We start from the raw sequence: 12,499 nt of genomic DNA, 5'->3' as shown, positions 1-12,499 counted from the left end.
CGAAGAGGCATGTTCTTCTCAATGGAGGCTTCCACCACCTACCAGGACACCCCCATGCTGTTTGACCTCTACTCCCTGCGCGGCCTGTCACTTGCCAACCGCATCGTCATGGCACCCATGACGCGCAGTCGCGCCACCCGCGACCACGTACCCGACCCGCTCATGGTTCTGTACTACAGCCAGCGTGCAACGGCAGGTCTCATCATCACGGAAGGCACCTCGCCCAGTGCCAATGCGCTGGGCTACCCGCGCATACCCGGCCTGTTCAATGAGGCCCATGTGGCTGCCTGGAAAGTGGTTACCGATGCGGTGCATGCCAAAGGCGGCAAAATTTTTGTGCAGTTGATGCACTGCGGTCGGGTCGGCCATGTGGCCAACCTGCCCAGCGGGGCAGAGGTGCTGGGGCCAACCGACGTGGCCTGCCCAGGCGAGATGTTTACCGACACCGCCGGCATGCAGCCCTACAGCGCGCCGCGTGCCATGGGCATTCACGACATCGTCAAGGTCAAAGAGGAGTATGTGGAGAGCGCCCGGCTGGCCATCAAAGCGGGCTTTGCCGGCGTTGAGCTGCATGGGGCCAACGGCTACTTGATCGAGCAGTTTCTCAACCCGTTGATCAACACCCGAACCGACATCTATGGCGGCACCATCGAGGCGCGCAACCGCCTGGCCCTGGAAATTGCGAGCGCCACCATTGGGGCCATCGGCGCCGACAAGGTGGGCATGCGCCTGTCGCCCTATGGCGTGTTCAACGGCACAGGTGACTTTCCTGAAGTGCGCGCGCAGTTTCTGGCGCTTGCGCAGGGCTTGTCACAACTCGATCTGCTGTACCTGCACCATGTCGACCATGCAGCCATAGGTGCTCCGGCGGTACCCGCAGACTTTACGCTCGCGCTGCGCGAGGCATTCAACGGTGCATTCATTTTGTGTGGCGGCTTCGACCGCGAGCGTGCGCAGAGCGCGCTTGCGCGCAAGCTGGGCGACCTGATCGCCTTCGGTCGCCCTTTCATTGGCAACCCCGATCTGGTCAATCGCATGCTGCAGGATGCGCCGCTGAACGAGGCTGACATGGCAACCTTCTACGTTCCAGGTGCCAAGGGGTACACCGACTATCCGGAAATGGGGGCGTAAGCGGCTGGCGCAGCGAGCTGTTTGCCAAGTCTGGAGTCCAACTAACGAATAGGGCTCGGAGAGCCGAAACTCCGGCAACAGCCGCTGAAGGTCACTCAAGCTCGTGTTTTCACAGTCTTGGGTCATTCAGAAAGTGTTTTTTCTATATGTCGACTTGGGCGCCACCGTGTGCGCATTTCGACCGAATCGGGCGAAGTCGCGGACCTGGTGTTAGATACCAGGGTGGGCATTTATGCCAATGCGGCTGGCAATTCTCTGCACAGGTCAATCATCATCGAACGGCAGTTACGGCCGACACACAGTGATAGCGGTCACGGAGATCCTGTGTCCCTGCGGTGTCATCGATATTGATGGCGCAGATGCCTACGACCTTACCGCCTTGGCGTTGAACCAGTGTTGCTGCCGCTTGCGCTTGCGTTCCAGTCTCGATCCACTCGTCAACTACAAGAACCCGCGCGCCGCAATCCACAACGCCTTTGGCAAGTTCAAGTGCTTTGTCAATTCCGGAGTAGTCGACAAAGGTCACACGGTCTACAGCGGTGGGTAGTTTGCCGCCCTTGCGGATCAGAAAAAGCGGCACTTTCAGTTGAAGCGCGAGCGCCGAGCCCAGTATGAATCCCAATGCATCTATCGCCGCGACAGCAGTCACCTTGGATTCGATGAACGCCTTTGACATGTCATTCACTAAGTCTGCAAACGCATGTGGATCAGCAAAGATGGGCGACACGTCGCAGCGTCCGCCTGTGTCGCGGTTGATGAGTGCAGCGTAGGAGGGCACGGCATTTCCTAGGTGATGTCTGACAGTTGGGCTATTGCTCGGCGGCAGCGCCTGTGGCCTGTAAGTTGCCCCTACTGTGCGCGCCTTGGGATTGCGACATGAAAAGTCCAAGTTTTTCGCCGTATCCCCGCTTGGGCATCTTGGACTCCTTCTGGCAGAACAACAAGGTGTCTGTGACATGGGGTCGACGTCAGCGCACGGAGTATCCCTGCAGACGGGCTAGACCGTATTTGGCCGACGCGCCAAAAGTACAGGCTGAAAGAGTATGTCGTCTCGTCTCTCAGCGCAAACAAACCCGGCTTCTGCAAGCAGCAACAGTAGGCGCTCGATTGAAACGGCGTAGTAACGGCTCCGCAGGACCCGGGTTTCGCAAATGCCTTCTGCTGATTCTGACGTGAGGTAGACGCGCAGATCGTATTGGTCGTTGTCCCACTCCCAAACCTGCACTGCAAGGAAACGATTCCCCGCCTCGCGGCGCAGGCCGTAAGGGCGCACGTCTGGGTTGATTCGCTCGATCGCCGCGTAGTCTCTTACCGAAAAGGCAGCAATACCACCTGGCCGGAGGCAACGGTAGCAACTTCGGAAAGCCTGGAGCAGTTCACCGTCAGACAAGATGTGCGGAATGCTGTTGTCGCACGCAAGCACGGCAGCCATGGACTCGGATGGCGTGTGGCTAAGCGTGCGAAGGTCATCGACAAACGCTGTGGCCTGAAGAGAGCGACGCGACAGTTCGACCTTGAGTCGCTCAATCGCTCCCGGCGAAATGTCGGAGGCTGTTACCCGATAGCCACGTTCAAGAAGGCCAAGGGTTTGTGTTCCGATCCCGCTGGCCGCGTCAAGCACTTGATCACCCGGGAGTACGCCTGCTTTGTGAAGCATTGTGGCAAGTGCTGCACCTTGCGTGGCAATTGAGCTTTCCCAATCACCATAGAGCAGGTGATAGTACGGAGCAAGCTGGTCGTAGAAGGCGGCGGTCATAGAGTCAATCTACAAGAGGCGACCGACAACGACTGGCGCGCCCAGCCAGACGATTGCGATACCTAGGCACAAGGACACAAACTTGAGCGCGGCGACCAAACCGGCCTTCGCGCCGCGCGTAACAAACAGGTATGGGATAACTGCGAGGAAGAAAACTAGAAACCATGCACCCGTAAACCCGAGCGCCACGTTGCGTGACTTACCATGAGCTGGCGCATCGCGCAGTGCCCACGAGCAGAAGATGGCCGCCAAACCAATGCTCCAGACGAGCGATAGAAGTACCGAATACACCTGTGAACTCGGCAGAACGCCAAACGCAAACAGAGCCAACGCAAAGATAGGCAGCGCAATCAGCCAGGCAAGTGCGGCAGCAATGTGGCGAGAGGTATTGCTCATGTCGCCGAATGCTGTTGTTTAACAGGCGCATGGAACACCGCCATGGCCTCGCATGTAAACGGCTCATCGTCCGCGACGCCCTCACGTGAGAACTCGATAGTGCCCTCCGAGGGGCGCGCTTTTGATTGAAATCCGATGCGCTCCACTAGTTAGCCTAAAGAAGTATCGACGTCAACGCTCTGCTCTGGCTAACTGTACAGCGAGCCCGGCAAATGCGGCAGCAAACGCGCGACGAAGCCAAGCCTGAGCGCGCGGAGATTCAATTACAACTTTGCGGAAAGCATGGGCGAGAAGACCGTAGGTGATGAACACCGCGAAGGTCATTGCCATGAAGACTGCACTAAGACCAAGAAGCTGGACCAATGGAGAGGCGGCACCAGGCTGCACGAACTGCGGCAAAAAGGCTAGAAAGAAAATGGTGAGCTTAGGGTTGAGAATGTTCAGCAAGAAAGCCTTTGTGACCAAACTCGTGGCACTGCTATTACCCAGCATGGGTTGCACCGCAAAAGCTGAGCGATCGCGCCATGTGGCAACTGCGAGGTAAAGCAGATACGCCACACCAGCGTACTTGAGTACCTGAAATGCCAGCGCGCTAGTGTGCATGACGGCAGCCAGACCAAAAATTGTGGCCAATAGGTGTGGAAAAATTCCCAGCGTGCAGCCGACCGAAGCGAAGAAGCTTGCACGCCTGCCTTGGGCAATACCCGTAGACACGGTGAACACGACGCCTGTCCCCGGTATCAACACCACGATGAATGACGTTATAAGGAATTCGGCGGTGAACATGGGCATGAGCCTCCTAGTGCGGGGTCTAACCAAACAGCAAAACAACCCCGATTTGCAAACAATGAAGATGCCAATACTGTGGACTCAGCGCGAATCAGTCGCCGCGGCGTTGCAGCGCTAGAGCATTGCGTTAGCGCATTGTGCAGGCTTCTCAGGCGCTTTGATCCTGTAGGTTACTCTTCTGTGCCCGCCGATCGACTTCCCGCCGTCAGTTTTCGGCCGACATCAACATGCGACATCAGCTCACCACTTTTCCGCTGCTGAGGTGCCTTGGTGATAACGAAGTTGCCAACCACTTGCGTTTGTCTTGAGCCAGACGGACGATCGGAGAGTGTGGTTCACCAAGTTATTGCTCTGGTCGATATGCGCCGAGCGGTATGAAAGTAGCGCCACCCCGGGACCCAGTTCCGAGACTATGTAGTTGTCCGATACCACGTCAAACTGCGAGTCTTGTGTGGTCAAGAGCTCCATGATGGTTTCCCGGCTGTATATGCGGCCGGAACGGCCGACTTCATGAAACTCAGGATGCAGCAACTGCGCAAGGCGCGCTGGGTTGCGGCGAACGTCTGGGTGGTGAAGTTCGACCTCAAGTGTTCGGATTATTTGAAGAAGAGATGGCACGGGCTTTTGTCCTGTGTAGACCTGTGTTGTGAGAATCTGTTGCCCCCGCTAGCCGCAGGGCCCAAATCACTTGTAAATCGAACGACAACACTGCGGCCTGCTTATCTGAAAACCGGACCATTTCTTCAGGGCTGATGCGATTGCGTTGGCGGCGGCTCCGCTTTGCTTAGCAAGTAGTCCCGAAAAACAGCAGCCGGCGCCTGTGCGCTGAGTCCCAGTGCTACCGTTAAGAATACGTTGTCCTTGGCCTCTAGGCTCGCTCCGCGCAACGCGACGAGACGCTTGCTGTCGAGATAGTCGCTCACGAAACTGCTGCGGGCCAGCGCTATGCCATGCCCAAGTGATGCTGCTTCAAGGCACAGTTGGGCTGAATCAAACTCGATATCGGTGGCCTGCGTCTTGCGTTTGATTTGTGATTCGGCCATCCAATGTTGCCACCCTTGCGCAAACCCGATGGTGTGAAGCAGCGTCTGACCTGACCAATCCATCGCCTTATCATTTCTTTGCAGGCGCCGTGCCAGGCTGGGTTCGCAAACGGGGAATATGGCATCGTGTGTGAGTTGATGGGCCTCCAAGCCCTTGGGAGACGACGATGCCAGACGCAAATCCACGTCCACGCTGGCATCCAGCGGCTCACCAGACCAGACCGACGCAACCAGGCGAATCGGGATGTCCGGGTGCAGCGCAGTAAAGCCCGCCACAGCGTTGAGCAACCAGGTGCGCGCGAATCCCAGCAAGACGCGCACAACCAATCGGTTTCCCTTGCGTTTTCCAAACAGTTCCAGCAACGCGGCGTCCATTCGCTCAAAAGACTCGCGGCAAACCGGCAATAGGCTTTCTCCAGCACGTGTCAGGCGGACCCCGCGCGCGTTGCGTTCAAACAGGGCCACACCCACGCGGTGCTCCAACAGGCGAACCTGCTGGCTGATTGCAGCGGGCGTAACGTGCAGTTCCCTTGCAGCGGCGGAAATATTGAGATGGCGTGCCGAGACCTCAAACGCACGCAGCCAATTCAACGGGGTATTGGTGTCCTTCATGAAAGTCAGTCTATAGAAAATCTAATGATGTACCCGCTGAATCCATTGCTTGTCGCCTCCGGTCAGCCAACCTAGCATGCGTCGCATCTCCCATGAAGGCGCAAACGATGATGAACACCGCACCCGCTGCCCAGCACCAGTCTTCTCTTATGGCGGATCGCGCAACTGCGGCCGCATCGCACGGCGTGCGCCAGGTTGCGCACGATGGTCAGGCCCTGAAGCTGCACTGGGATGACGGGCGGGCCAGCCGCTTTGAGGGCATGTGGTTGCGTGATAACTGTGACTGCCCTTCATGCCGCCACCCCCAGGCCATGGAGCGGATTTATATGTTCATTGACCACGAGCCACCACGCATCACGCAAGTTGCACAGACCACGCCTGATGTACTGGAAGTTCACTTCAGCCAGGGATCCGAGCAACATGTTTCGCGCTTTGGCACAGCCTGGCTCAGGCAGCATTGCCACAGCAGCGCCGCCCGCAACGAGGCAAAGGCCACGCACACACTCTGGGATGCGGGTTTGAACGGATCGGTGCCGACCGTGGACTTTGGTGCCTACATGAACACGGAAGAGGGACTGTGTGCATGGATAACGGCCATACGCAGCCACGGCATTGTCTTGCTGCAAGGCGTGCCTCAGGAGGCTGGCAAGCTGTTGGATGTTGCTCGGCGCATTGGACCGGTACGCCATACAAATTTTGGCGATCACTACGACGTCATTTCCATGCCCAATCCCAACGCCGTGGCCTACACGGCGTTGGGATTGGAATTGCACAATGACTTGGTCAACTGGCGTTTCCCGCCGGACGTGCAGATGCTCAGCTGTCTCAAGAGCAGCGTCACCGGTGGAGAGTCACTGTTCGCCGATGGTTTTCGCGTCGCCGAGGATTTGCGTGCCCGAAATCCCAAGGCCTTTGCGCTGCTGAGCCAGCAATTGGTGGAGTTCCGCTTCCATGATGCCAACTGCGACATCCGGTCCACTGCCCCGATGCTGGCACTGGGCTCTGGTGGGCAACTCACCCGAGTGCGCTTCAACAATTGGCTGCGTTCTAGCCTGCAGGTCTCGGAAGATCTGGTAGCACCCATGTACGAGGCGATTGCGGCACTGTGGGCTTTGCTGCGGGACACGCGTTATCACTTGAACCTGAAGCTGCGTCCGGGCGAACTGATTGCCTATGACAACAACCGCATTCTGCATGGACGCAAAAGTTTTGACCCCAACAGCGGCGAGCGCCATCTGCAGGGCTGCTACATGAACATGGAAGACCTGGATAGCGCCATGCGCATGTCAGAACGCCGGACTGCTCCTTCCCGCGTATGACGGCTTGTGGCACTAAGCAGACGCATGCCAGGCAGCGGCAGGCCGAAAGCTCTCACTGCTTCAGATATTGCCCAATTGCGGATCGTCGCCACCAATTGGTACTGGCAGCCAGTTTTCGGCTGGCGCCAACGTTCCTCCTCACATCCACAAGCGATAGGCCCAGAAGCTCTCGTGCTGTTGAATTCCCTTGCCCAATGCTTCCGGTGTGAAACCGGTGATGCGGCGTGTGGTGCGGATCAAGTGCGATTGGTCAGAGTAGCCCATGTCCGCGGCGATCTGCGCCCAATCGGGTTTATCGGCCGTTTGTGCGGCCTGTGTTGTGCTCGCGTAAAAGGCCTCTTCAGAGCGCCCCATGATGCGTAGCTCACGCAGCGGCAAACCCGCCCATTGCTTGATGCGACGCTCAACCTGGCGCAGGCTGCGTCCGGGCGCAGACACGGCGGCCCTTTGCGTCAGGTGGGCTACCCAGTCTGAATAGCGATGTTGGAGTGATGCTTGGCTGGGCCTGCACTGCTGCCAGCGTGGCTCCAGAAACTCTTCCATCACGTGCAAACGCTGCGCATCGTCTAACGCGTCTTGCACCTGTTGGCACATTGCCAGCCAGTCGGGCGGCAGCACCGCGCTGGCGTCGACGAATCTGTCGACCAAATCGGTCGCCCGCAGCTGTGTCAAAGCATGCAATGCGTCCGGCATGAATAGCGTAATCATCGCGTGCACCGGCCCTGGGCACCAAGAGGAATTCGGTTGCGTTTGTGGGCCGCACAGCACCCACCGCCCTGGCATGGGCGTACCTGCGCCTGGCTCGACGGTACCGTCTTCCGTGGTAGCACCTGGAGTGGCCAAGCGCACACTACTGCCGCTAAACCACCAGCTCAGGCTGCACAGAGGTGTCGCAGGAAAGTGGTTCACCCGTTGCGCATCCGTATGGTGAGCACCCAGCGTGTTGCGCACTACGCTTGCGCGCACACAAGCCGACAGCGACGCGCGGGGCAGCCACAGCGTGCCGCTGGGCCACAGCGCGGGATCAAATGCAATGTTGTTGGTAACGGGGCTTGCCACTGCCGAAAGTGTATTTCGCCGGGGCGGCCTGGCATCAGCAGTGCCATGTCGCTATCGTTCAATACAGGGGCAAGGCGCAGCGACACCATGCGGCCCATGCGTACCAAGCTACCGCCCAGCCAGCATCCTCCCGGCCCCGTGTCTCGCTGGTGGGGCCTGCCCCTGCTCTTCGAGATGAAGCGAGACTACCTGGGCTTTCTCACCCAGTTACAGCGCAACTATGGCGACATCAGCTGCATGCGGCTAGGCAAAGAGCACGCGTGGGATTTGATGTCGCCCGATCTTGTGCGCGAGGCTCTTGTCACCCATGCCGATTCACTGATCCGCTGGGAGCGCGGCATTGACGTGTTTGCGCAGATCTTTGGCCAAAGTGTGTTGGTCACTGAGGGCGCCACGTGGCAACGCCAGCGCCGCATGCTGATGGCTGCCTTCAGTCCCAAACAGATGGACGGTTATGCCGAGTTGATGACCGCTGCCGCACAAGCGGCCTTTGACCAACTGGTGCCTGACAACCAGCCCCATGCCCTGGTAGAGATGGACACGCTGTGGAGTCGGGTAGCCATGGATGTGATCTTGCGCACCATGTTCAGCCGCGCCGTGCAAGACGAGTCTGACGCCGCCGCGCAAGCAACGCAGACCCTGTCGGCGCTTGCCTTTAACGAGATGTTTCAATTGTTCACCCTGCCAGACTGGCTGCCTCTGCCGGGCAAGGCTGCCAAACGCAAGGCGCTGCGCACTCTCAGGCAGCTAATTCAGAGCCAAATCAGCGGCCGCAAAGTCGCGATCGCAGCCCAGGCCAAGCAAGCTGCGCAGCAAGATTTGCTAGGGCGCCTGCTGGCGCTGCGTGACGAGGTCACAGGAACTGCCTTGTCTGACCAGGAGGTGTATGACCAGTGCATGGTGAGCTTCCAGGCCGGGCACGAAACGTCGGCCACGGCCCTGCTGTGGTGGAGCCGACTGATGGCCGAACACCCCGATATGGCACAACGCGCGCGACAAGAGGTTCTGGCCGTTGTGGGCCACGGCACGCCAGGCCCCCATCACATCGCACAACTGCCCTGGCTGGGCGCCACCTTGAAGGAGGCAATGCGCCTGTACCCCCCAGTGGCCGCCATCATGAGCCGGCGCACCACCGCGCCCATCACAGTAGGTGGCTGGCACATTCCCAAGGGCGCCATGTTGCGTATCACACCCTGGGTGCTGCAGCACGACGAACGCTGGTTTGCGAACGCCCAAAGTTTTTGCCCCGAGCGCTTTCTGGACGGTGCGCCACCCATCCCCAAAGGCGCCTGGATGCCCTTTGGTGCCGGGCCCAGGGTATGCCTGGGCCAGCACTTCGCCATGCTGGAGATGACGCTGCTGTCGGCCATGCTGTTGCAGCGCTTTGAACTGGCGCTACCAGCCGACGCCGCACCTTGTGAGCCCGAACTGCATGTGACCCTGCGACCCAAGCACCCGGTTCAATTGCGGGTCGTCCGGATCAGCCTATCTGGCACAGCGTCCTAGGGAACTCATCCGCGCTACTGAACGTCATTCAAAGTGTTTTTGTTGCCCACACCTGCGCGTAGTCGAGGAACTCCACCATGCGGACTGGCAGTTTCACGTCCATCCACTAAGCCGCAACCTAGCTCACGACGTTTCTAGGGGTGCCCCGTGCAAAGCATTCCATGTTTTCTACCAGTTGATGGGCTAGCGCCTGTACCGCCTCCTCACTGGCCCACGCTATGTGGGGGGGTCAGAATAAAGTCCGGGCGCGCAGCCAATTGGAGGAAGGGGTGGTCCGCAGGTGGAGGCTCCACACTGCCAGCATCCTTGAGAATTTTTTGAAATGCTTCAATTTGCTAAACAGTTGCGCCCAAGCGAACCAAATGGAGACAGATACTCTCGCACGGTATCCAGCGCATCTGGCATGTACTAGGAGCCATTTCAAAAGGAAGGAGATTTGAAGTTCTTGTTACAACACGTAGGAATGACAATCAAAGTTCAAGGCGCTGTTTCGCTGTCAGGTTTTGAAATAATTTTATCGCTGTCTGGCTCTCAGTAGAGAGCACAGGGAGTTGAATATTTCAATGGAAAACCATAAATTTGTGTCATCACCCTCGAATATTGTATCGTAATTGTATTTTCATTTGCAATGATAACCTCTACATCCTTGTTGTGTACCGAGCAATACTGATCAACTCGCTTGCCGCATGAATTCATAATCTGATTAAAATCAACCACGCCATTTGTAATGGATCGATCACTAAAGTTAAGTCGTACAGACACAATTTGCTGCTTGTATACATCGAAAGAAATGCCTTCGACATTCTTTTCTGGCAAATTGAAATACTTTAGTGTGCTTTCATATCCCTCCCAGATTGTGTGATGTTCGACATCGCCACCGGTAGCACCAATCTCCAAAATCTCCTTTGGAAGGGTTTTGTAGCTTTTCCCCAGATATTTGCCAACATTCGCGTACTGTCCAATGCTGCAAGTTGCATTGTTGAAATGTGCATACGGCGCAGCCTCCGCAGAAAAGCAAACGGCGAGGCTCATTAACAGGGAAAACGATTGAGCTTTCATGAATATTTGACCTGTAAACATCGATATGACCGGCATATCGAAGGCGTGCAACACTGATTTTCAATACATCATTCAATCCCGTCATTGCCACGTCGGGGTCTCGCTGCGTGCCCGCATTGTGCGCCGCCAACCCCCGGAAGATATCCAGTAAGAAGCCATTCGGCAAGGCGCGCCTTGGTTGAGCCGAATGGCTTCCACAGGTACAAGTGCTGCCCACGCCGTGGCGGACCGATGCCTTCCCTGGCGCGGACATAGCGCCCTGCAAAGCAAAACCCACAACATTGAATGACTTTCAGCAGCCGGCCCCCCCACCGGGCAAATACCTAGTTACAGCGTGGCATGCGGATTGCTAGCATCCGCTGCGCATCTTGACCGAACGGTCAGATTTCAACCACTTTGCAGACAGGAGTCGCGTGCGTGTCTACTTCTACCCCACCTGATATCCGGGCCGGTCGCCTTGCGGATGCGGAGTACGCCAAGCGGTTTGCCGATGCCGCGCCGCGCTTGACGTCGTCGCAGGCGCTGCTGGAAGCTGAGCGTTGTTTGTATTGCTTTGATGCGCCCTGCGCCACGGCCTGTCCTACCGAGATTGATGTGCCGTCGTTCATCAAGCGCATTGCCGACGGCAATGTGCGTGGCTCGGCCCGCACCATTTTGGAGTCCAACCCCCTGGGCGGCATGTGCGCGCGGGTGTGCCCCACCGAAAACCTGTGCGAGGCGGTGTGCGTGCGCAACACGCAAGAGGACCGCCCGGTGGCCATTGGGCGGTTGCAGCGTTACGCGGTGGATGCCTTGATGGAGAGCGACAAGCCGCAGATCTTCACGCGCGCCCCGGCCACCGGCAAGACGGTGGCGGTGGTGGGCGCAGGCCCGGCGGGACTGGCGTGCGCGCACGTGCTGGCGCGCCACGGCCACAACGTGGTGGTGTTCGACGCGCGGCCCAAGCCCGGTGGCCTCAACGAGTACGGTCTGGCCAGTTACAAAACGCCGGATGATTTTGCGCAGGCCGAGGTGAAGTGGCTGCTCGCCATCGGCGGCATCGAGCTGCGCCCCAACTGGAAGCTGGAAACCACCGCCCAACTTGAGGCGCTGCGCCAAGACTACGACGCACTGTTTTTGGGAATGGGCCTGTCTTCCACGCACCGCCTGGGTGTGCCCGGCGAAGACCTGGACGGCGTGCAAGACGCGGTCGACTTCATCGCCCGGCTGCGCCAGAGTAGCGACTTGTCCACCCTGCCCGTGGGACGGCGGGTGGTGGTAATTGGCGGTGGCATGACAGCGGTCGACGCTGCAGTGCAAAGCAAGCTGCTGGGCGCCGAGGAAGTGCACATGGTGTACCGGCGCGGGCCAGAACACCTGTCCGCCTCCGCCACCGAGCAGGAGTGGGCGCAGACGCACGGCGTGGTGCTGCACCACTGGCTTGCGCCAGCAGAGATCATCGACAACGGCGGCGGCCACGTGGCGGCCGTGCGTTTTGCAGAACAGACCATGGCGCAGGGCAAGCTGCAACCCACCGGGCGCGAAGTCCGCCTGGACGCTGATGTGGTGCTCAAAGCCATTGGCCAGCAGCTTGGCAACCCGGTGCTCGCGCACAGCGGCCTAACCCTCCAAGACGGGCGCATTGCCACCGACGTGGTGGGCCAGACCAACCTGCCAGGCGTATGGGCCGGCGGCGACTGCCGTGCCGGTGGACTGGACCTGACGGTCGAAGCGGTAGAGCACGGCAAGCAATCCGCCTTGGCCATACACGCGCGCCTGACGGCCGCCTGAAGCTGGGCGCTGCACCAAACTGCCCACTGCGCAAACCTAACGCAGCGCACCAACGCCAC

Annotated in this window: 12 protein-coding genes and 2 pseudogenes; 4 read left to right on the top strand and 10 right to left on the bottom strand. The window is 58.6% G+C overall.

What is annotated here, in order from left to right:
• The first annotated feature begins 54 nt into the window (after nucleotides 1-54).
• Nucleotides 55-1,131 carry an alkene reductase gene (locus tag ACILRC_RS07445; protein WP_395668727.1) on the top strand — a complete coding sequence of 359 codons (1,077 nt, stop codon included), beginning with the start codon at nucleotides 55-57 and terminating at the stop codon, nucleotides 1,129-1,131.
• 271 nt (nucleotides 1,132-1,402) lie between these two features.
• Here ACILRC_RS07445 and ACILRC_RS07440 read toward each other — a convergent pair whose 3' ends face one another.
• From ACILRC_RS07440 to ACILRC_RS07410, 7 genes and pseudogenes are all read right to left on the bottom strand, one after another.
• Nucleotides 1,403-1,909, bottom strand: a complete 507-nt coding sequence (locus ACILRC_RS07440) for a phosphoribosyltransferase family protein (protein WP_395668726.1) — start codon at nucleotides 1,907-1,909, stop codon at nucleotides 1,403-1,405.
• A 219-nt stretch (nucleotides 1,910-2,128) separates the two neighbouring features.
• Entirely contained in the window at nucleotides 2,129-2,887 is a 759-nt protein-coding gene (locus tag ACILRC_RS07435; protein ID WP_395668725.1) for a class I SAM-dependent DNA methyltransferase, read from the bottom strand.
• 9 nt (nucleotides 2,888-2,896) lie between these two features.
• Entirely contained in the window at nucleotides 2,897-3,283 is a 387-nt protein-coding gene (locus ACILRC_RS07430; RefSeq protein ID WP_395668724.1) for a hypothetical protein, read from the bottom strand.
• A 171-nt stretch (nucleotides 3,284-3,454) separates the two neighbouring features.
• Nucleotides 3,455-4,069 (bottom strand): LysE family translocator, encoded by a 615-nt coding sequence (locus ACILRC_RS07425; RefSeq protein WP_395668723.1) that lies wholly within the window; start codon nucleotides 4,067-4,069, stop codon nucleotides 3,455-3,457.
• 243 nt (nucleotides 4,070-4,312) lie between these two features.
• Entirely contained in the window at nucleotides 4,313-4,690 is a 378-nt protein-coding gene (locus ACILRC_RS07420) for a DUF4440 domain-containing protein (RefSeq protein WP_395668722.1), read from the bottom strand.
• A 125-nt stretch (nucleotides 4,691-4,815) separates the two neighbouring features.
• On the bottom strand, nucleotides 4,816-5,478 hold the full coding sequence (locus ACILRC_RS07415) for a LysR substrate-binding domain-containing protein (protein WP_395668789.1): 663 nt from the start codon (nucleotides 5,476-5,478) through the stop codon (nucleotides 4,816-4,818).
• Between the two features lie 60 nt (nucleotides 5,479-5,538).
• A pseudogene (locus tag ACILRC_RS07410) lies at nucleotides 5,539-5,727 on the bottom strand (LysR family transcriptional regulator); the annotation flags it as partial.
• 110 nt (nucleotides 5,728-5,837) lie between these two features.
• Here ACILRC_RS07410 and ACILRC_RS07405 point away from each other — a divergent pair.
• Nucleotides 5,838-7,046 carry a TauD/TfdA family dioxygenase gene (locus ACILRC_RS07405; RefSeq protein ID WP_395668721.1) on the top strand — a complete coding sequence of 403 codons (1,209 nt, stop codon included), beginning with the start codon at nucleotides 5,838-5,840 and terminating at the stop codon, nucleotides 7,044-7,046.
• A gap of 138 nt (nucleotides 7,047-7,184) precedes the next feature.
• On the opposite strand, the gene ACILRC_RS07400 is transcribed toward ACILRC_RS07405, so the two are convergent.
• A complete protein-coding gene (locus ACILRC_RS07400) occupies nucleotides 7,185-7,754 on the bottom strand; it encodes a hypothetical protein (protein WP_395668720.1) in 570 nt (189 codons plus the stop codon).
• Nucleotides 7,755-8,201: 447 nt separating this feature from the next.
• Between ACILRC_RS07400 and ACILRC_RS07395 the strand changes: the two genes are divergently transcribed.
• Entirely contained in the window at nucleotides 8,202-9,611 is a 1,410-nt protein-coding gene (locus ACILRC_RS07395; protein WP_395668719.1) for a cytochrome P450, read from the top strand.
• 118 nt (nucleotides 9,612-9,729) lie between these two features.
• Here the strand turns inward: ACILRC_RS07395 and ACILRC_RS07390 are convergent.
• Nucleotides 9,730-9,916, bottom strand: a pseudogene (locus ACILRC_RS07390) (glycerate dehydrogenase); the annotation flags it as partial.
• 226 nt (nucleotides 9,917-10,142) lie between these two features.
• Nucleotides 10,143-10,670 carry a hypothetical protein gene (locus ACILRC_RS07385; protein ID WP_395668718.1) on the bottom strand — a complete coding sequence of 176 codons (528 nt, stop codon included), beginning with the start codon at nucleotides 10,668-10,670 and terminating at the stop codon, nucleotides 10,143-10,145.
• A gap of 417 nt (nucleotides 10,671-11,087) precedes the next feature.
• On the opposite strand from ACILRC_RS07385, the gene ACILRC_RS07380 reads away from it, so the two are divergent.
• Entirely contained in the window at nucleotides 11,088-12,440 is a 1,353-nt protein-coding gene (locus ACILRC_RS07380) for an NAD(P)-dependent oxidoreductase (RefSeq protein WP_395668717.1), read from the top strand.
• Nucleotides 12,441-12,499: the final 59 nt, after the last annotated feature.

Source organism: Rhodoferax sp., from assembly GCF_044236835.1.
Lineage (GTDB): Bacteria > Pseudomonadota > Gammaproteobacteria > Burkholderiales > Burkholderiaceae_C > Allorhodoferax.
Note: the sequence above shows the minus strand (reverse complement) of the source record. Positions and strands in the feature narration are given on the sequence as shown.